The sequence below is a fragment of the Stenotrophomonas sp. STEN038 genome (assembly GCF_056759895.1).
Window position 1 is genome coordinate 1 of record NZ_JBRRDW010000045.1, and the last position, 20,096, is coordinate 20,096.

General features: G+C 62.3%; 18 protein-coding genes. 3 read left to right on the plus strand and 15 right to left on the minus strand.

All coding sequences use genetic code 11. The features are described from left to right. Positions 1-86 precede the first annotated feature (86 nt). The 3 genes from ACVOLS_RS16355 to ACVOLS_RS16365 form a co-directional block, all read right to left on the minus strand. Positions 87-554 (minus strand): hypothetical protein, encoded by a 468-nt coding sequence (locus ACVOLS_RS16355; protein WP_481546499.1) that lies wholly within the window; start codon positions 552-554, stop codon positions 87-89. Positions 555-628: 74 nt separating this feature from the next. After that, positions 629-787 carry a hypothetical protein gene (locus ACVOLS_RS16360; protein WP_481546500.1) on the minus strand — a complete coding sequence of 53 codons (159 nt, stop codon included), beginning with the start codon at positions 785-787 and terminating at the stop codon, positions 629-631. Next, positions 784-921 carry a hypothetical protein gene (locus ACVOLS_RS16365; RefSeq protein ID WP_481546501.1) on the minus strand — a complete coding sequence of 46 codons (138 nt, stop codon included), beginning with the start codon at positions 919-921 and terminating at the stop codon, positions 784-786. The genes ACVOLS_RS16360 and ACVOLS_RS16365 overlap by 4 nt, the downstream gene beginning before the upstream one ends. Positions 922-1,054: 133 nt before the next feature. Between ACVOLS_RS16365 and ACVOLS_RS16370 the strand changes: the two genes are divergently transcribed. Then, positions 1,055-1,426, plus strand: coding sequence for a DUF3693 domain-containing protein (locus ACVOLS_RS16370; protein WP_481546502.1), 372 nt, complete (start codon positions 1,055-1,057; stop codon positions 1,424-1,426). Positions 1,427-1,838: 412 nt separating this feature from the next. On the opposite strand, the gene ACVOLS_RS16375 is transcribed toward ACVOLS_RS16370, so the two are convergent. The 5 genes from ACVOLS_RS16375 to ACVOLS_RS16395 all read right to left on the minus strand — a co-directional run bounded on the left by ACVOLS_RS16375 (position 1,839) and on the right by ACVOLS_RS16395 (position 7,846). Next, positions 1,839-2,558, minus strand: a complete 720-nt coding sequence (locus ACVOLS_RS16375) for a fimbrial biogenesis chaperone (RefSeq protein ID WP_481546503.1) — start codon at positions 2,556-2,558, stop codon at positions 1,839-1,841. Next, on the minus strand, positions 2,558-3,712 hold the full coding sequence (locus tag ACVOLS_RS16380; RefSeq protein ID WP_481546504.1) for a fimbrial protein: 1,155 nt from the start codon (positions 3,710-3,712) through the stop codon (positions 2,558-2,560). The genes ACVOLS_RS16375 and ACVOLS_RS16380 overlap by 1 nt, the downstream gene beginning before the upstream one ends. Before the next feature lie 191 nt (positions 3,713-3,903). Continuing rightward, positions 3,904-6,486 carry a fimbria/pilus outer membrane usher protein gene (locus ACVOLS_RS16385; protein WP_481546505.1) on the minus strand — a complete coding sequence of 861 codons (2,583 nt, stop codon included), beginning with the start codon at positions 6,484-6,486 and terminating at the stop codon, positions 3,904-3,906. After that, entirely contained in the window at positions 6,470-7,222 is a 753-nt protein-coding gene (locus ACVOLS_RS16390) for a fimbrial biogenesis chaperone (protein ID WP_481546506.1), read from the minus strand. The genes ACVOLS_RS16385 and ACVOLS_RS16390 overlap by 17 nt, the downstream gene beginning before the upstream one ends. 75 nt (positions 7,223-7,297) lie before the next feature. Continuing rightward, on the minus strand, positions 7,298-7,846 hold the full coding sequence (locus tag ACVOLS_RS16395; RefSeq protein ID WP_481546507.1) for a fimbrial protein: 549 nt from the start codon (positions 7,844-7,846) through the stop codon (positions 7,298-7,300). Positions 7,847-8,627: 781 nt separating this feature from the next. Here ACVOLS_RS16395 and ACVOLS_RS16400 point away from each other — a divergent pair. Next, a complete protein-coding gene (locus ACVOLS_RS16400) occupies positions 8,628-10,781 on the plus strand; it encodes a TonB-dependent siderophore receptor (RefSeq protein WP_481546508.1) in 2,154 nt (717 codons plus the stop codon). A gap of 144 nt (positions 10,782-10,925) precedes the next feature. On the opposite strand, the gene ACVOLS_RS16405 is transcribed toward ACVOLS_RS16400, so the two are convergent. From ACVOLS_RS16405 to ACVOLS_RS16435, 7 genes are all read right to left on the minus strand, one after another. Then, positions 10,926-11,621, minus strand: coding sequence for a copper homeostasis protein CutC (locus tag ACVOLS_RS16405; RefSeq protein WP_481546526.1), 696 nt, complete (start codon positions 11,619-11,621; stop codon positions 10,926-10,928). A gap of 38 nt (positions 11,622-11,659) precedes the next feature. Continuing rightward, positions 11,660-12,667: a glycosylasparaginase gene (locus ACVOLS_RS16410; protein WP_481546509.1), complete on the minus strand. Its 1,008-nt coding sequence runs from the start codon at positions 12,665-12,667 to the stop codon at positions 11,660-11,662. Positions 12,668-12,689: 22 nt separating this feature from the next. Then, positions 12,690-13,724, minus strand: a complete 1,035-nt coding sequence (locus ACVOLS_RS16415; protein ID WP_481546510.1) for a glucokinase — start codon at positions 13,722-13,724, stop codon at positions 12,690-12,692. Between the two features lie 89 nt (positions 13,725-13,813). Next, positions 13,814-14,200 (minus strand): fluoride efflux transporter CrcB, encoded by a 387-nt coding sequence (gene crcB, locus ACVOLS_RS16420; protein ID WP_296252342.1) that lies wholly within the window; start codon positions 14,198-14,200, stop codon positions 13,814-13,816. A 36-nt stretch (positions 14,201-14,236) separates the two neighbouring features. After that, positions 14,237-15,532, minus strand: a complete 1,296-nt coding sequence (locus tag ACVOLS_RS16425) for a replication-associated recombination protein A (protein ID WP_481546527.1) — start codon at positions 15,530-15,532, stop codon at positions 14,237-14,239. A gap of 125 nt (positions 15,533-15,657) precedes the next feature. Beyond that, complete coding sequence (gene lolA / locus ACVOLS_RS16430; RefSeq protein WP_296252340.1) at positions 15,658-16,296, minus strand: outer membrane lipoprotein periplasmic chaperone LolA; 639 nt, start codon at positions 16,294-16,296, stop codon at positions 15,658-15,660. A gap of 93 nt (positions 16,297-16,389) precedes the next feature. Beyond that, positions 16,390-18,756, minus strand: coding sequence for a DNA translocase FtsK (locus ACVOLS_RS16435; RefSeq protein WP_481546511.1), 2,367 nt, complete (start codon positions 18,754-18,756; stop codon positions 16,390-16,392). Between the two features lie 289 nt (positions 18,757-19,045). On the opposite strand from ACVOLS_RS16435, the gene trxB reads away from it, so the two are divergent. Continuing rightward, positions 19,046-20,014: a thioredoxin-disulfide reductase gene (gene trxB, locus ACVOLS_RS16440; RefSeq protein WP_481546512.1), complete on the plus strand. Its 969-nt coding sequence runs from the start codon at positions 19,046-19,048 to the stop codon at positions 20,012-20,014. The last annotated feature ends 82 nt before the right edge of the window (positions 20,015-20,096 follow it).

Consider the following 20,096-nt stretch of genomic DNA (forward strand, 5'->3'; position numbering starts at 1 on the left):
CTTCGGCAGATCAATGGCCGGCGTGACCACCGGCGTCTTCTTCTTGCGTGGCATACATGCTCCTTGGCAGCATCATGGTATGCCTCTCACACAAAATTTCTGACACCCTCCGCGGACGTGATGACAGACTTTTTCAACCGCTGCGCCCGTGCCAGCAGAGGGTCTATTTCGATGGATACGCGACCTGTCTTCGGCGCGTCTTGACCACTTGTTTTATAAGGGACAAGCCCAAGGGCCAGCGCTTCGCGCTGGCCCTCTGGACTCAATGCAACCGGACCCGCTGCGTAGTACTCAGCAAGAGACGCAGAGCCGTTGCGCTTGGCCTTGTGGATGCGCTCAGAGGCTTCTTCAGTGCGGTGCTGCATGCCACGCATCTGACCAACAGACGCGTCGAACTCATCAAGCGCTGTGCGCAGCTTATGAGCAGCAGCGTTCGCATCAATGATTGACTGCAAACGGGAATGGCACGGCTTGCACATATCGCCGTGATGCAGCTTGCGGGGCTTGCCGCAATTGCCGCAGAACGTGCCGTGATAGCGATAGGGTTCAGCCACGGCGACCACCGGAGCGCACAAACACGTACAGAGCACCGATTGCGAACGCGTAAATCGCAATGCGAACAGTCAGCTCATCCACGGCGCACCTCGGCTAATGCCTGGGCGATGAGGTCAGCGGCGCGGTAGTCCGAATCAATGCGCGCATCGCGACGGTCGAGAAACCACGCGAGAAGACCAGCCGAGCCAACGATCAAGAGCAACAGAGAAACGAGCGCAAGGACGGCGATCACTTGGCACCGCCAATCAGGGCATTACGGGCATCAATGGCAGCATCGACCTCGGCAACCTTGGCCGAATCACCCAGACGCGCCCAATGGCGGCGAACGGCGTACAGCTGGTGCAGCTTCAATCCGTCGAGTTGCATGGCCCCTCCCCTACCCCCTAGCCCTAGATGCCCGCTCCCGGCTCTAGGGGAGACCGGGGCGGGGTGTTTGCCGATCAGCAAACACGGCGCATGTAAACTCATTGGCAGACACCGTGTCAACCAAGAGGCAAACATGAACGCTACGGCAGTGCTACTGGATCAAGCCCGAGAGAAGGCAGGACTCCCGTCTGACAACGTCTTGAGCCAGCGCCTCGGGGTTACAAGGGCCATGGTCAGCGCCTGGCGAGGCGAGCTGAAACCCATCCCCGATGAGCGAATTGCGCAGCTTTGCGCGATAGCGAAGCTTGACGGCCCCGAATGGATGGCACGCATCCACGCAGAAAGAGCGCAGTCCCCTGCGGAACGCGCCTTATGGTCAAAAATGCTGACTCGGCTTGCTGCAGCCGCGATTTTCATTGCTCCACTAAGCGCTGGCGCCGCAGATAAATCCCTGCAAAATCAGGTTGTTGCGGCCGAGAAAGTACCCGGTATGTATATTATGTAAAGAGCTGCATCGAGCAAGTCTACCGTTCCTGGTACTAGTCCTCTTGTCGGCAACCCGTTATGCCTCACGACCAGCCCATCCCTTGAATCAGCTCCAACGAAAGCGTTGTTGTTGACGCGTTGGGCCTTGCAGTGCTTGTCCTGGCAGGATCCTACCGCCAGATCGCGCTCACCAAGGCTCCGATTCTCGCCAGATCTGGTGCACTCAACCCAGCTCACTCTTTCAGATTTGGGCAGATTCCGAGAGGCTGGGCACTCTACGAGCCGGCGGATTAGTCGCGGGATACAAACTGCGCTGGTTCACAAATTTAGTGACGCGTCATATAAATCCGCGAAAGGAATCAACTACTACGGTGCTCACCGACCAACAGTGGCAATTTCGGCTCCCACATGAGCGGGCCAGGAGCACGCAGCTATTCGGCTGAAAACGTAGTGCGACCAGGCTGGCTGTTACCTTCATCGTCGATCCAGGTAAATTGGACGGCCGGGTCCTGATGCGCGCATCCTGGCACGGAATCAACAATCCGTACGGCCGAGTTCGGCGCCAGCAAACCTTCTGCCGCCACCGCAACTGGTTGTCCATTGCAAAGCGCCAGTCCTGAAAGCGTGATGTAGAAAGGCGTTGGATTAGCCGCGAGCAGATGGTCGCCTTCCAGCCGGAAGGTTAGTTTCCCTGCAGCCTGCCCTGCCCCCGCCTTAAGTGCAGTGGGGCGATAGATGACCTTCATCTGCGTGCGCATCGTGACCGTCAGGCGCGTGGAATCCGACTCCTGGCCAACTGGACCACTTGGGGGAACCTCAAGAAAATTCAGCCAGTAAAGAGACTCGCGGTCTACAGCGGGCACAGGTCCTACAAACAACAAGCGCAGACTCTGTCGTTGGCCGCTGGCCAGCTGGAACATCGCGGGCAACGGAATGATGGGGGCTTCGGCCTCATCAGGACCAGAGTCGGGCGAGCCATCGTCCACCCAGGTTTGCACCACCACCGGGTAGTCGTTCTGATTGGCGAGCACCAGCGACACCTCTCGCTGCCCCTGCGGAAAGATCACCCGCGTACGTTCCGCCGTCACGCCTGCCACCGCACTTCCGCAGGTGAGCAACAGTACACCGGTGAGGAAGTGCGGGAGGGACATCATTGGACCCGTATGATGATCTGCGCGGTTGCTTCAACGCGGCCGGCGGTTACCTGCGGCCGAGTGCCCTCAGACAGTTTTTCGATTCTGGCGGTGAACGTCTCATTGTATTGGGTGACACCAGCGCTGGTACCCGCTGATTGGGTGGCTCCGCCAACCGCCGGATACCAACCCTGTGCCTGTGCAGTGGCCGCGACGCCGCCCGCAGAGTTCTCGTTTGTCAGCAGATTCATCACCTGCCCGTTCCGAAGCAAGCGGATTCCCACACCCTTTGCCATGCCTGCCTCGTTGTAACGGTCTGATACGAGGTAGGAAACGCCGCCATTTGCATTCGCCAGACCCAACGATGAAGCCGCGGCTGCGGCACCGGGGGAGACTCTTATGCCCAGTGCCGTGCCGTTGTTGGCAGTACTGTTGGTGAACCCGCTCTGGCACTTGAAGCTCACCTGGAATGGCACCTCATGACTGACGCCTTCATTGAGCTCGTTGATGGAAACCCGCGGAAACACGACCTGCGGCGTGACGTTCAGCACTGCACAGGTGGGATACCGCTTCAGCGTTACCGCGTTGTACAGACCGATTGCGCCTGGCCAGTTGTAGTGCCAACCGGCGTAGTTCGCATTGTGGGTCTTGCCCACCTCCGGGTAAACCAGCCCAGGGCCCTTGATTGCTATATAGCCCGCAGGTTGCGTGTAAAGGTAGCGCTGCGACGAGGTGACCGCGTAATAGAAAGTGGATTCCAAGGGCGCGCTGAACAACTCCGAGCGCACCGCACTGAGGTTCTTCGCCTTCACCAGCCTATAGCCGCGGGAATCCACGTCCAGGCCCTGCAGCAAACGCTCCGCCCAGACATCGGTGAAGTACTGGCCGGTCTCCATGTGGGTCAAGCGGAGCAATACATTCCGCCACGCGGTCCTGTATGCCGACTGCAATCCAATGGAATTGCCCAATGCATCGCCGCCGTTGTACCAACCGCTGTAGAGATTGTCCGCATTCGAGGAGAACATTTCATACACCGCGTCGCCAGGCGCACAGCGGAAGAAAACCCTCTCCGGATCGTAGCCGCCAGTGGAGCCATACAAGGTGATGGGCGCCACGGCACTGGCTATCAAGGTTGGATAGGGCTGGAAAGAGGGATCGCTGACATTGATCACACTGGGCAGGCCAAGTGAGCCATTGCAGGTATCGCAGGCACCGCCCCAAGCCCCGGCGGTGCCCTCCCCCGGCCGGATAGCAGTCTGCGTAGTGGTGGTGGCGGTGCCAACGCTATCCACCTTGTAACAGGTTGCCCATGCCGTCGGTGAAACCGCCAGGCAAAGTGGAAACAGCAAACGAAGAAAAGTGTTCATTGCGCGTCCGCTTGGTAGTTCTGCATGTCCTGGCAGATGGCCTCGACGATGACAGGAGCCGTATTGTTGGAGGCGTGTGCACCCAGATCATAGGGCACCACGCAGCTTCCGCCGAGGGCCTCTGCCCATTGCACCGAAAGCTGCCCCGTACGATTCGGTGAGCGCGCGTAGATCAACCCGGCCTGGCCCACCATGCCGATCGTGGCCCCCATCTCATTGGCCACGGTCGCGCCCAGCGGCACCACGGTGCCATCAGCGCGGCGTGCACGGATGATCAAGGGCGTACCGGTCAGGGTTTCAAAGTCCACCCGCAACGCTGCCCCGGCGAATGGCACCACGGTGCGCTCGGTCTCCACCAACTCTGCATCCGCCGCCATATCCTGCGGGTCCAGCCCGATACGATTGATGCGGTATGGCGATAGCGATGGCACCAGCGCGAAACCATTGCGGTTCACCCGTGCCCCTTGCCCTCCCCGCACATGGGATCCCTGCGCGCCTTCGGCCTTCACAAGCGCGAAGGTGTCCCCCACGTACGGACCGGCGGTCAAGCCCTCGCCGTGCAGCACAACGGCACCGCGGATACCACCGGTGATCTGCCGCATTCCCGAGCCGCCTGAGGCCCCCGCGCTGACGCTGCCCAAAGTGGTCTGGGTCTGCAGGTTGCCGCTCCACTGGCTGCCACCACTGCTGTTGCCATGGCCAGCGGACACCGAGTAGTTGGTGGCCCGGCGTTCGCCCAGCGTGCCGCTGACCACGGACTGGTAGCTGGACCCGCCCGCCCGCGTGTCCCTAGCGGTCATCGCGCTGAACACCGGTGCGGACGCGGATGCACCGAGCGGCATCGACAGGGTCAGCCCGAGCGACCGGCCCAGCTGACACTGCGATGCTGTGCCGAAATTCCACCGGTCAACCGCGCACGTGCGCTGCTGCGACAGCGACAGGCTGTAACTCAGCCTCCGCCAGGCATTGGAGTAGCCGAACTGAAACTGCACATCCCGCTGGGAATCATTGAAGTAGTCTGCCGCCGAACCGGTCAGATACAGCGAACCATAGTCGCCGAGCCGCTGGTTCATGACCACGGTGAACTGATTGCGCTGGTTGCGTTGCCGGTATGGCGGCTCGAACTCATCTTCAAATGCCTCCTGCTCCCACGGCTGTCCGAGTGCTTCGGAAAAGTCGCGGAAGCCACTGGACGAATAGCGGTAACCAGCGAGCGTAAAAGTGGTATCGGTGGCTTGGAACGTCTTGCTGTAGTTGAGTTCGAGCCGATAGCCAGTCTTGGTTCCAGCACCATCTTCCTGCAAGCGCGAGAACACCGAGTTCCCGCCGAACGCGCCATAAGGCGTCGCAACGACCCCACCCGCCAGCAGGCCGATGTAGTTCTCGGCAATTCGAGCGCCCGTGTTGAGCGTAAGCCGATTGCTGAGGCCGCGTTGATAGGTGAGCTCGGCGAACACCTGTTTTGACTGATTGTTAGTCCCCGCCTCGCCCAGCGTGGCGCTGTACTTTGAATAGCCAGGACGCACCGACTCGGGCACCGCCGAAAACGGCACACTGAAACGATCGACGCTACCGTCCGCTGCGAGCACCTCCACATCCAGGTCGCCGCCGTAGGCGGCGCCACTGATGTCATCGATTGCGAACGGCCCTGGCGGCAGCACGTCTTCGCGCAGCTTGCGACCATTCTGGCTGATGATCACGCGCGATTTGCTGGTTGCCGTGCCGCGAACCACAGGCGCATAGCGGCGCTGCGAGTCCGGAATCATCCGCTCGTCTGTGGCGATCTTGATGCCGCGATAGCTGAGGTTCCCGAACAGATTGCCATCGGTGTAACTGTTGCCGATGGTCATGTCACTCGAGATGCCAGGCAGCGAACGCTGCGCATAGGTGCGAATGCTGTTCCAGTTGCTGCTCTGCTGGCCAGAGCGGCTGGAATAGGTCAGGTTCGACTGGTGGCGGAAACGCCACATGCCAACGTTGGCGCCGGCGTTCACCGCTGCCGAAGCATAGTGTGACTCCATACCGCGCGACGTGGAGCGGCTGGCGTTCACATCATAATTGGCGAACACCATGGTCTTGCCAGCATCCCACATCTCGCGACTGACATGGTCACGGGGCTTGCTGATCAGCATGGCTTGCGGCACGGAAAGATCCAGGCGCAAGCGCCCTACGTCCAATGCCGTGGTGGCCCCTGGCAGGCGCACTTTCATTTCCGCGCAACTCGGGTCAGCGCCATCGGCAGTGTCGACAGCCGTCAGGCGGGCGCCCAAGGTATCCCGTATGAATGTCTCGCTCAGGCAAGGCTGGATACGGCCGTCCACGTCCTTGAACTCCACCTCTAGCCGGTCGACATAGTTATCGTTCAGATAGACATCGACCAGATAGCGCCCAGCATCTACCTGGTCACCGCTATTGAATCGCTTCAAGTTGCTGATCGAAAGCGTGGAGCCCATCAGCAGTCGATCGTCGAATTCATACAACGAGTCGTTTGCATTGGCCACGTTGCCTGCACTCAGAACTGCAGCACCCAACGCAACTGCAAGCTGCGAGATACGCATGCCTTTAGCGAGCAACGGCATGGGTAACTGCAATCCTTGCGCCATAGTCATTGATCAGATGCGCGCTTACCACCGCCTCGCCCGCGGGCAGTTGGGTGGACGCAAGCGGCATCCATTGTGCGGAGCCCATCGGCGGCACCATGGCCGGCGTGAGTTTCCAGCTGGCGCCGGCCACGCTCAGCGTGGCACCGCCAAATGATGCGTGGTAGCCGGTCGGGTTCTCCACCTGCACGTGCCAGTTGCTTCCCGCCTGCTGGATACGGAAGCGCAACTGCTCTGGAATCTGCGCAGGCGTACCTGCGATTCCCGTCGGCCGATAGAACATTTTCAGCCGATTACGCATCAGCACCATCACCTTGTTCTGGTCTGCATGCGCGGTGTTCATCGGCGGAACTTGCAACACGTTCAGATGAAACACGGACTCGCGATCGCTGGGCACGTCCTGGCCTGCGAACATCACGCGGATCCGCTGGCCGGCACCGGGTGCCATGCGTGATACCGCAGGCGTCACTACGAACGGACCATCGGCATCGGCTGGCGTGGACTGCGGGTTGTCAACGTCCACCCATGCCTGCACGGCATTGGGGAACGCGTCCTGGTTGGTCAGCTGCACCGTGACCTGTTTTGCATCCGCCGGGTAGATGACGCGGGTACCGGAAACAACAACACTTGCCTCAGCCACCCCCATGTTGAACAGCGCGAAGATGCCGGCGATTGCAGTGCAGGTCATGTAGCGACGGGAAGGAATCTGGTGCATGTGCTTTCCTCAAGTGGACTTGCTGGCAATGCGTTGCCAGGGAGGGCGACTTTTCAAGTCGCCCTCCCAAGCCGGTTACTCGTAGCGAACGGTGTAGGTCACCGAGCCCAGGACCGGGCCCGGCGTGACGGTGGCGTCTTCGGAGATGTAGCGAACGCCATAGTCGTGGGTGGCGGTGGTTTCGCCTGCACCCAGCAGGATTTCGCCCGCACGCACGGCAGCGCCGCCGGCCAGGTTCACGGGGGTACCGCCCGGTGCGTCGAGCAGCTGCAATGCCACACCCTCGGCGCCTGCGGCGGCGGTGTTGGTCAGGTTGCCGGTGGTGGTCGGGTTGGTCGCCTGGAACAGCGTGGTGAAGGTTTCATCGGCGCCAGACGCGGCGCAGCCGGTCAGGGTGATGGTGAAAACACCTTCACCTGCGGAGTTGCCCACCGCACCGTTGAGGTCGGTGACCGGAACGCTGTTCAGCATGATGGTCGGATCGGTGCCGCCATTGATAACCGCAGAGCAGGTCTGGTCGGTTACTTCACCATTGAAGGTGATGACATTGCTTGCGTTGGCCGATGCGCTCATGGCCATGGCAGCGGCGAACGAAATCAGAAGGCTGCTTGCTTGATACTTCACTTGGTCTTACTCCTGAAACTCTGTTTTGGGGAGGCGGCATTGTTGATTCCCACACCATGCAGGGACATAGGACGAGGCTTAAAACGCAGAAATTTCTGTCTGAACACCCATTCGGTTCGCGGCTCTGCGTGCGCTATCACCGTGATCAGCACCAGGCAGGAGCGTGAAATCAGGTGTACAGAGAAGTACCCGCAGCACGCCTGGCGGTTCGGCGGCAATAGATACAACCGCACGGGAATCACGCCTCGATACGTGGAGACCGATTGGCAGCAAAGACGTCTTCGGGTACAGAAAAACTGACTCGCTGGCTTCAACTCGCGCATCAGCGTTTCTGTTTCGCACTGCACTTGTGTGGCTGCGGTGGTTCGCGCAGCAGCCGCATTACGCCCGGCTGTCCAGGCGGGTTCTGACCGAAGGATGGTCGCCGGGGCCTTACCGGATGTTCCGCTGCGGGCGCAAGCTGCGCTTGGACAGCAATCAGCTGCAGTCCTGTTTGCTGCCCTGCCCCGCCCACACAGGGCCCAGCAGGCTTTCCAGAGATGAATTCGTATTATTTCGTGATGCGTCACACTATTAAGTGCCGGGATGTATCTTCATTGCTTGCGGCGAATCAAGCGCACCGATACGCCCTTTGGCGAGGTTGACGGAGCACGGAACGGCTACTATCTGACCAGCGATGATTTGCTATTGCGACTCATTCGCAATACGATTTTTCTGTACCTCTGCTGGCAGGCCGCCGCCGCCCTGCTCCCTGTCTGTGAATTTCGCCAAGGCCTCTTCCTTGCTGCCTCGTCTTCCGCGCGTGCGTTTCCCGCGTCACTCCGTCATGTACATCTGCCTTTCAGCTGCCTGTTTGAATGCACAGGCGCAAACGGCTACGCCCGACCCTGCCGCTCAAGTCGCCAAGGAGGCAACCGAGCTCGATACCGTTCGGGTGAAGGGCGAACGCCTGGGTTTGAACCTCAACCTGGATGCCAGCGCCGGTGCGTTGGGCACCAAGCGACTGCTGGACACGCCGTTCTCGGTGACCGTTGTGGAGCAGGAAGATATCGAGAAGCGTGGCGCAACCACGCTGGGCGATGTCTTCATCAATGACCCCTCGGTTTACGCAGCCGAGCCTTCTGCAACCACAGCCTGGTGGGGCACGCAGATCCGTGGCATCGGCGTCAACAACCACTACGTGGATGGCGTGCCGATGCTGATGGAATGGGGCGGCGAGTATCCGCTCGAGGCCGTCGAATCGGTGCAGGCACTGAAGGGACTCGGTGGCTTCATGTATGGCTTTGGTTCTCCCGGCGGCATCATCAGCTACCGGACCAAGCGGCCTACCAGCACGCCGATGCTTTCCACCACGGTTGGCTGGCGCAATGACAGCGCGTGGTCCGCCCGCGTGGACGCCAGCACCCGTCTGAACGGGCCTGATTCGTTCGGCGTCCGCGTCAACCTGGCCAAGGACGGTGGCGACGCCTACAACGGCGCAGGTCTGGATCGCGAGTTGATCGCGATAGCGGTGGAACAGCCGATCAGCGATTCGCTGGTCTGGCATGCCGAACTGCTGCGCGAGGACAACAAGCTCAAGCACGAGCCAATGTACTTTTACTGGGACAGCTACGAAGGCGACCGCCTGCCCCGCCCCACCTACGACTACGAGAACGTCCGCGTACGCAATTCCTACTACCGTGCGAAGACCACCAATGCCACCACCGGCCTGCAATGGCGTGTGAGTGAGGACTGGAATGTGGACTTCACCGTTGGCGGCAGCCGGCGCGACCACTACTCCAACAAGATGTTCGGCAACCTGCTCAATGAAGCAGGCGATTACGAGGGCAGCGTATACAACTTTGGCGCCGATCTGCGCAGCAGCGTTGCCCAGGTGCTGGTCACCGGCAGCGTCGAAACCGGAGCGATCCGCCATGAACTGGTGTTTGGCGGCGCGATGCAGCGCAGTTGGGACCGCTGGAGCAATGAGTTTTACTGGAGCAATGACTTCTCGGGCAATCTTTACCAACGGCAGGATTTCATTTCCCACCATGTTCCGGATTTCAGTTTCGCACCGGTGAGCTCGGATGAGCGGCAGAAGTCGTTGTTTGCCAGTGACACCCTGCATTTCGGCGAGAAATGGCAGGCGATACTCGGTGCACGCTATGTCGATTACGAACAGCGCGACAAAGATGGCGACCCGACCGTGGATTCGCGCTACGCCACCTCGGCACTGACGCCAACGCTGGCGTTGATCTACAAGCCAGTGGAAGCGGTATCGATCTACGCAAGCTACGTGGAGTCGCTGGAATCTGGCGGACGCGTGGGCTTCGACAGCGAGCCTCCCTATGCCAATGCTGGTCAGGTGCTGGACGCGACCATCAGCAAACAGTATGAGGTCGGTGCCAAGTACCAGAGCGGCCGGCTCGGCTTCACTACCGCTGCATTCCGCGTTGAACGCGGTGCGAAGATCGACCAATGGCGTGATGGCCAGCGCTATCTGGTGCAGGACGGTCTCACCCTGTACCGCGGCTTCGAGGCGATCGCCAGCTACGGCGTGACCGACAGCCTCGATATCGGGCTGGGTGGTCTTTGGTTGGACGCCCGTCTGGAAGATCTTTCACCGGAGAACGCTGCGCTGCGCGGCAATCGCCCGGCAGGCTCGGCGCCGCGGAGTTACGTCGCCAACTTCGACTACCGCCCTGCCCTGCTGACCGGCTTCAGCCTGCACGGCACGGTCCGTTATTCCGGCGAGCAGTATTACGAAGATGCCAATCGCATCCTCATTCCCGGACGCACGATCACGGACCTCGGCTTCCAGTACCGCACCTCGCTTGCAGGTCGCGACGCGACGCTCACGGGCAACCTCAACAATGTGTTCAATCGCAAGTACTGGAACCTGGACATGCTTGGTGAGGCACGGAACGCATCCCTGGATCTGCGCATCGACTGGTAAGCAAAAACGCCGATGCCCACGTTTCCGTGGGCATCGTGCTCTGCCGGACCTGATTTGAAGTGTCGGCCACAAAGCGTGGAAAGGCGCCACGCGCCGATTAAAGTGACCTGCCACTTTAATCGGCGCGCATCTCAGAATGCAGCGTCAGCCCAGCTGATCCAGAGCCTCACGCAAAGCGCTGACCGCGCCACTTTCCGTTTGAATCCAATCATTGTCCAAGCCCTGCAACGCGGGGTTCTGGTAACGCATGGCGGAGCGCTGCCGCCGCTTGGCCGAGGCATGCAGTTGCAGGCAACCAGCCTGCAAGGCGACGTCGGCGATGTTCTGGGTGCTTAGTCCCGCGCCGGCCATCAAGGCCAGGCGCGCCCCTGCCTGTTCCGCCAAGCTGGCAAGCACGGCGCTACCTTCAGCGGCATTGGCGTGGCCGCCGGAGCTGAGGATGCGCTTGATGCCGAGATCTGCGATCTGCTCCAGTGCGGTTGGCAAATCGCGGGCTGCGTCAAAGGCACGGTGGAACGTGATATCCATCGGCCCAGCAGCGGCTATCAACTCACGGCATAACGGCGTGTCGATCTCGGCGTCCGCGGTCAGTGCACCGATCACAACGCCATCGCAGCCCAGCTGCCTGCAATGCGCGATGTCGCGCAGCATGAGTTCTGTTTCCAAAGCGCCGTAATGGAAGTCACCAGGACGCGGACGTATCAACACGAACAACGGAATCTGCAGGTAATCCCGCGCCACCGCAATACTGCCGGACGACGGCGTGGTGCCGCCCTGCTCCAGGTTCTCGAACAACTCAATGCGATTGGCGCCACCCTGCTGTGCTGCGACGGCCGACATCACCGAGTTGCAGGCGATCTCCAGCAGATACGGCGAACTCACGCCTGCGTACTCGTGTAAACCGATGCCGATTCGAGCAAGGCATCCTGCTTGCTGCTGTCGCAGACCGCGTAGACGAAGCCCTTGTGCAGCGCATACGCACCCACTTCGCCGTTGCGGTTCATCGCCAGGAAGCAGACTTGCAAGGTGCGGCTGGCTTCGGGGCGCTTGCGTACCACGCGCTGGATGGCTTCACGGCAGGCGTCGGCCGGCGAGCGACCTTGTCGCATCAGCTCCACCACCAGGAACGAGGCCGCATTGCGGATCATCTCCTCGCCCATGCCGGAGGCCGTGGCGGCGCCCACTTCGTTGTCCACGTACAAACCAGCGCCGATGATCGGGCTGTCGCCAACGCGACCGTGCATCTTGAACGCCATGCCACTCGTGGTGCAGGCACCGGCCATCTGTCCCTTGGCGTCAATGGCGATCATCCCCAGCGTGTCGTGGTTGTCCTTGTCACCGGGAATGCCACGCCGCTCGGCGTTGATCTGCGGCGCGTAGTGCTCGGTCTTCAGCCACTCGCGCCATGCCTTCTCCGCTTCCGGGGTGAGCAGGTTCTGTCGTTCCAATCCTTGTTGCACGGCGAACTGCTGAGCACCCTCGCCCACCAGCATGACGTGCGGGGTCTTCTCCATCACCGCGCGGGCAACGGAGATCGGGTGCAGGATGTCGACCAATGCAGCCACCGATCCGCAACGCCCATCGCCAGCCATGATGCTGGCATCGAGGCTGAGCACGCCATCACGATCCGGATTGCCGCAGCGGCCAACGGTGGGATTGCAGAGTTCGCTTTCGGCCCAGCGGGCGCCGGCTTCAACCGCATCCAGTGCGCTGCCGCCAGCGGCCAACACCTTCCATGCGGCCTGGTTGGCCCCTACGCCGAAGTCCCAGGTTGAAACCACGCGTGCGCCGTTTGCAGCGACCGGCGATGCCAGCAGGCCCGGAGCCGCACTGCCCAATGCGCCGATCAGGGCGGTCGACTGCAGGAACTGTCTGCGGGTACTCATGCCTGGGTTCTCCTGGGTTGTGTCAGCGTGCTGCGAGTTTGTCCACGTGCCAAGCCAATGCGCCAAGTACACCGAGCTCGCCGTGTTCAACACGCCAGACCGGCACATGCCGCAGCGCCTGCGACAATCGGTCCTTGGCAAGGAAGCGTTGCTGGAAGCCGCCGGCATGAAAAGGGCCACTCAAATGGCCGGTGATGCCGCCGGTCAGGTAAACCGCCCGGGCGCCAAAGGTCAGTGCGAGGTCACCCGCCAGGCTGCCCAGCCAGGCGCAGAAAACCTCGATGCTTTCCGCGGCCAGCGGGTCTGTGCCGGCGGCTGCGACCAGATCAGCGGGGCTGCGCCACTGCGGCGTGCTGCCACGCAGTTCGCACAGGCTGGTGTAAAGCGTGATCAAGCCCGGACCGGACAGGATCCGTTCGTTGTCGATATGCGTGTACTGCCGCGCCAGCAAGCGCAATACGTCCTGCTCCAGTGGCGTGGAGCCTGCCAGCGCCGCATGCCCCGCCTCACTGGCGAGTACCGAAGGATTACCGCCAGGCAGATACACGGCGACGCCCAAACCGGTGCCGGGGCCGAGCACCACGGCCGGACCTGGCACCACCTGGGTGGGATCACCGCAGATCAGATGCAGCGCGTCGGCATCGGCATGCGCCATGGCCTGTGCGACAGCAACGAAATCGTTGATCAGCTCCAGCGTTTCCAGACCGGAGTCGCGCCGGGTTGCCGCCAGCGACACCGGCCACGCCAGGTTGGTGTTGAGCAGCGTGTCGCCATCAAGCACACCTGCGATCGCCACGACGGCATGTGCGATCGGGGGTGCGCTTGTTTCGCGCGCCAGCCAATCGGCGTAATCGCGCAGGATCGCGGCAAGGCTGGGATGTTCGGCGCAGGTGTACTTGCGGAAGCCCCGGACGCTCAACGCACCGTTGGCATCCAGCCGGGTCCAGCCAAGGCGTGCATAGGTGCCGCCTACATCCGCGCCGATGATGGCGCTCCCCGATTCAGAATCCTGGATTGCTTCGCTGCGGGCCGCGTCATCCAACGCCGGTCTGCTCATTCGTGTGCCCGCTTTTGCTGCATATCCAGGAAACGCTCAATTTGTGGTGGGCGCATGATGCGGTATCGACTGCGGCATTGAAAGCGGCCTCAAGTCAGGTGCCGCAGGGCACGCCAGGTCCACCAGCCCAGGGCGGTCATCGACAACGAGCCGCCCAGGTGCAAGCCAATGGTGACCAGTCCCCAGCCCAGCTGCTGGCGCTGCAACAGGTAAACCACTTCGGCCGAAAAGGTCGAGAAGGTGGTCAGGCCACCCAGCAGCCCGGTGACCATGAACAGCCGCCACTGCGGTGACAGTTCGGGCCGGCTGGCGAAGAATGCCAGCGCCAGCCCGATGACGTAGCCACCGAGCAGGTTGGCGGTCAAGGTCCCCAGCGGCACGGTGTTGTGCAGCGGGTTCAACCAGAGACTCAGCCCGTAGCGCAGCCAGGCACCGAGTGCCGCGCCAATACCGATTGCCAGGAAGGACTGCCACATGGATTCACGCTCCAGGCACGGGGTGGCGGATGGCGGTCATTTGCGCTGCGCGCGGGCCTGCTCGCGGGCGGTGCGCAGGCGATCCAGCTTGTCTTTCAGCTTGATCTCCAGGCCGCGCTCCACCGGCTTGTAATAGACCTGTTCGCCCATCTCATCCGGGAACGCGGTCTGGTCCAGCGCGATACCGCCTTCGACATCGTGGTCGTACTGGTAGCCCTGGCCGTAACCCAGCGTCTTCATCAGACGCGTCGGTGCGTTGCGCAGGTGCATCGGCACCGGCTGGGTGCCGTACTTGGCGATGTCGGCACGGGCCGCGTGCAGGGACATATAGGCCGCATTGGATTTGGCGGTGCTGGCCAGGTAAACAACCAGGTTGGACAGCGCGATATCGCCTTCCGGTGCGCCGATGCGGTCATAGGCGTTCCAGACATTGATCGCCATTTCCAGCGCACGTGGATCTGCCAGGCCGACGTCTTCCACCGCCATGATGGTCAGCCGGCGCAGCAGGTAAGACGGATCGCAGCCACCATCGAGCATGCGTGCCAGCCAGTAGATGGCGCCGTCAGGGTTGGAGCTGCGCACCGACTTGTGCAGTGCCGATATCTGGTCGTAGAACTGCTCGCCGTTCTTGTCGAAGCGGCGGGTACGGTCGGCCAGCACCTGCAGCAGGGTTTCCGGGGTGATTTCACCGCCCTCGCCTACGGCCAGTTCTGCGGCGATTTCCAGCAGGGTCAGGGCGCGGCGCACGTCGCCATCTGCGGCCCTTGCGATTTCCAGCAACGACTCGGCCGAGACCGTGATTTCCTGCTCACCCAGCCCGCGCTCGGTGTCGTCCAAGGCGCGCTGCAGCGCTTCCACTACATCTTCGGGCGACACCGATTCCAGCACGTGCACGCGGCAGCGCGACAGCAATGCCGAGTTCAACTCGAACGAGGGATTCTCGGTGGTCGCACCGACAAAAATGATCGTGCCGCGCTCGATGTGCGGCAGGAAGGCATCCTGCTGTGCCTTGTTGAACCTGTGCACTTCGTCGACGAACAGCACGGTGCGGCGACCGTCGGCGAAACGATGTGCGGCCTCGGCCAGCACCTGGCGGACATCCGGCAGGCCGGACAGCACTGCCGATATCGCCTTGAACTCGGCATCGGCATACTGCGCCAGCAACAAGGCCAGCGTGGTCTTGCCGCAGCCCGGCGGGCCCCACAGGATCATCGAATGCACGCGCCCGGATTCGACCGCGCGGCGCAGTGCCGTGTTGGGTGCGAGCAAGCGCTTCTGGCCGACCATCTCGTCCAGCGCACGCGGACGCATGCGCTCGGCGAGCGGACGCATATTGTCCCGGTCCGCTGTCAGCAGGTCGGCGGGAGCTTCATCAAGAAAGATATTTCGGGATCTGGCCACGCCTGCATTCTAGCAGCGTGGCCGCCCTGCCCCAGTCTCAAAAGCCCGGCTTGGGTTCAGCGGTCGCCGACGACGTCGACGTCCTTGCCCGGCACGAAGCGGAAGGTGCCTGCTGCAAAGCTCGGGTTCTTCTTCCAGCCGCTGAAGCTGATGATGGTGCGCTGGCCGACCGCGTCGGTCAGCTCCATCCGCGACAGCGCGCCACCGGAGAAACCCAGTGCGGCGACATCGAAGCTGGCCTGGGTATCGCGCTTGGGGGTGAGCGACAGCCACTGCATGCCGTCACGCGGCGCGGCTTCTTCGCTGATGTCGTACTGCTGTTCCAGCAACGCCGGGTTGATCAGGGCGGTGAGCGGATTGTTCTGCTCCTCGGTGCCCTGCGGGCTGACCCGGGCTTGCTCCAGATCCGGCTCGTAAACCCATAGCTTGCTGCCGTCGGCGATGATCAGCTGCGGATGCGGGCGGGTGTATTCCCAGCGGAACTGGCGCGGTGCAGACAGCGCCACACGGCCGCTGGACGATTCCTTGACCCGGCCACGCTGATCCACCACCTGCTGCGCAAACTGGCCATCAAGGCCGCGCAGGCCGCTGGTGAAGGACTTCAGGTCGTCGCGGGCGCCGGCATGGGCATCCGCAGCAAGGCCGGCACAAGCCAGGGCAACAGCAAGAACGGAGTGGCGCAGGAATGCAGTCATGGCGGCTTGGGATAGTTGTGTCGTTGGTGAGGCAGAGTCTGCCTCTTGCAAACTGAATGGGCGGCAATCAATCGCTGAATGCCGCCCTTCCGTTCAGTGCTTGGGTGGCGGCGGCGCCAGCACGGTGCGGTCGCCATTGTGCTCGGGCGCGGTAACCACACCGGCCGCTTCCATCGCCTCGATCAGGCGCGCGGCGCGGTTGTAGCCGATCTTCAGGCGACGCTGCACACCGGAAATGGAGGCGCGGCGGGTTTCGGTCACGATGCGCAGGGCTTCGTCGTACAGCGGGTCGGACTCGTCACCGCCACTGCTACTGCTCTCCGGCAGACCGTTTGCACCAACCACAACGCCATCGCCCATGGTCTGCACTTCGTCCAGCACGCCCTCGATGTAATCGGTGGGGCCGCTGGCCTTCAGGTGCTCGACCACGCGGTGCACTTCTTCGTCGGAGACGAAGGCGCCGTGCACGCGGTCCGGCATGGCGGTGCCCGGCGGCAGGTACAGCATGTCGCCGTTGCCCAGCAGCGCTTCCGCGCCGGACTGGTCGAGGATGGTGCGCGAGTCGATCTTGGAGCTGACCTGGAAGGCGATACGGGTCGGGATATTGGCCTTGATCAGGCCGGTGATCACGTCCACCGACGGGCGCTGCGTGGCCAGGATCAGATGGATGCCGGCCGCACGTGCCTTCTGCGCCAGGCGTGCGATCAGTTCTTCGACCTTCTTGCCGACGATCATCATCATGTCGGCGAATTCGTCGATGAAGATGACGATGAAAGGCAGCGGTTCGAGCGGACGCGGCGCCTCGCCCATCTCCGGGTTGGGCTTGAACAGCGGGTCCATCATCGGCTGGCCAGCGTCGATGGCATCCTTCACCTTCTTGTTGAAGCCGGCCAGGTTACGCACGCCGACCGCGCTCATCAGCTTGTAGCGGCGTTCCATTTCGGCCACGCACCAGCGCAGGCCGTTCCCGGCCTCCTTCATGTCGGTGACCACCGGTGCCAGCAGATGCGGGATGCCCTGGTAGACGCTGAGCTCCAGCATCTTCGGGTCGATCATCAGCATGCGCAGGTCTTTCGGGCTGGCCTTGTACAGCAGGCTCAGCACCATCGCGTTGACCGCAACGGACTTGCCCGAGCCGGTGGTACCGGCCACCAGCAGGTGCGGCATGCGCGCCAGGTCGGCCACGCTGGGGCGGCCGGCGATGTCCTTGCCCAGGGCGAGGGTCAGCACGCTGGCCGACTTGTCGTATTCCTTGGAGCGCAGCAGCTCGGACAGGAAGATCATCTCGCGGGTGACGTTGGGGATTTCCAGGCCGATCACCGACTTGCCCGGAATCACGTCAACCACACGCACCGACTTGACCGACAGGCCGCGGGCGATGTCCTTGTCCAGCGAACTGATCTGGCTGACCTTGATGCCCGGCGCCGGTTCGATCTCGAAACGGGTGATCACCGGGCCCGGATAGGCGCCGACGACCTGCGCATCGATGCGGAAGTCCTTGAGCTTGAACTCGATCTGCCGCGACAGGGTCTCCAGCGTCTGTTCGTCATAGCCCTTGGCCTGCGGCTTGGGGTCGTCGAGCAGGGCCAGCGGCGGGATGTCCGAGCCGTCGCCGTTGACGCCCTGGAACATCGGAATCTGCGTCTCGCGCTTGGCACGGTCGCTCTTCTCGATCACCGGCGCAGGCCGCGGCTCGATCTTCACCGGCTCGCGCTTGGCGCGGACCTCGGCGTCAACCTTGCGGACTTCCTCGCGCTCTTCGCGCAGCACGCGGGTCTGCTGCCACTCGTTGGCCTGCTCTTTCTTCTTGCTGAGCATCGGGCCGAGCGCCAGCACCCACTTGCCGATCTTCTCCATCACCGCGAACCACGACAGTCCCGTGGCCAGAGTGATCGAGGTCAGCAGCAGCACCAGCAGGAACAGATTGCTACCAACTGGGCCGAAACCAGTCTGCAGCGACTTGCCGACCAGCACGCCCAGGCCGCCGCCTGCGCGGGCAACATCGCCGGGCGGCAGACGCAGGTACAGGAAACCGGTGGCACCAATCAGGAAGCCGACAATCCCGACCAGTCGCAGCGCCGGGCCCAGATCGTCCTGGCCACGCTCATCGGTCTTCTTCAGGCCGAACATGGCGATCCATGCGACCGCCGCCAGCATCAGCGGGATCAGATAGGCCACATAGCCAAACAATTGGCGCAGCACATCGGCAATCCACGCGCCAACCCTGCCGCCCATGTTGTGCACGGGCGCAACCACCGAGCCCGACTGCGACCAGCCCGGATCGGTAGGCGAATACGTGAACAGACTGGCCAGCAGGTACAGCAGCGCCGGCGCGATCGCGATCAACGCAAGATCACGCCACAGCTTTTGACGACGCGGATTGTCTGCTGAAGCCGCCGACTTGCGCGCTTCAGCGGCAGCCTTGGGGCTCTTGTCGCGTTCCGGGACCTGTTTCGCCACCTTTGACCAGACCTTAAAAATGCACGGTTAGTGATTGATATTAAACGACAGATCGTCGGGTTTCACCCAATTACAGCGCACTGCGGTACTGCTGACAGACAGAAAACGTCAAAAAGCCGCCAGACAGTGGCGGCAGCAATGCAGGAAACAGCGAAGTTGTATCCAACGGGCCGCGCAGTTCCATTCACGTGCCTTGATTCACCGGGGTCAGACCGCCACTCTATTGGCTTGCCCGGACAGTTGCGGAATGCCGCGTTCGGGCCACCAATCCTGACTTTCGCGAGTATACATGAGCACTTCCAGCCTCCCGACCAAGCACTCCCGCCTGTTGATCCTCGGCTCTGGCCCCGCCGGCTGGACCTCTGCGGTCTATGGCGCGCGCGCAAACCTGAAGCCGCTGGTCGTCACCGGCCTGCAGCAGGGTGGCCAGCTGATGACCACCACCGAGGTCGACAACTGGCCGGGCGATGCCCACGGCCTGATGGGTCCGGACCTGATGGCGCGCATGCAGGCGCATGCCGAGCGCTTCGAAACCGAAGTGGTGTTCGACCATATCCACACCGCCGACCTGTCCAAGCGCCCGTTCACCCTGACCGGTGACAGTGCCCAGTACACCGCCGATGCGCTGATCATCGCCACCGGCGCCACCGCCAAGTATCTCGGCATTCCGTCCGAGGAAGCCTTCAAGGGCCGCGGCGTTTCCGCCTGCGCCACCTGTGACGGCTTCTTCTACCGGGACCAGGATGTGGTCGTGGTCGGCGGCGGCAACACCGCTGTCGAAGAAGCGCTGTACCTGTCCAACATCGCCCGCAAGGTCTACCTGGTCCACCGCCGCGACACCCTGAAGGCGGAAAAGATCATGCAGGACAAGCTGTTCGCCAAGGTCGCCGCCGGCAAGATCGAAACCGTGTGGCACCACCAGGTCGACGAAGTGCTGGGCAATGACGCTGGCGTCACCGGCGTGCGTGTGAAATCCACCCAGGACGGCAGCACCCGCGATATCGAAGCCCATGGCTTCTTCGTCGCCATCGGCCACCAGCCCAACACCGAGCTGTTCACCGGCCAGCTGGCAATGAACAACGGCTACCTGGAAATCCGCTCGGGCCTGGGCGGCAATGCCACCATGACCTCGGTCGAAGGCGTGTTCGCCGCTGGCGACGTTGCCGACCAGCACTACCGCCAGGCCATCACCTCGGCCGGCTTCGGCTGCATGGCCGCACTGGACGCCGAGCGCTTCCTGGACGAAAAGGGCGCCTGAGCGCCCCGCTCCGCCAGCCTGCCATGGACAAGCTGATGCTCAAGCAGCTGCTGTTCCATGGCAGCTGGCTGGTCTTTCCTGT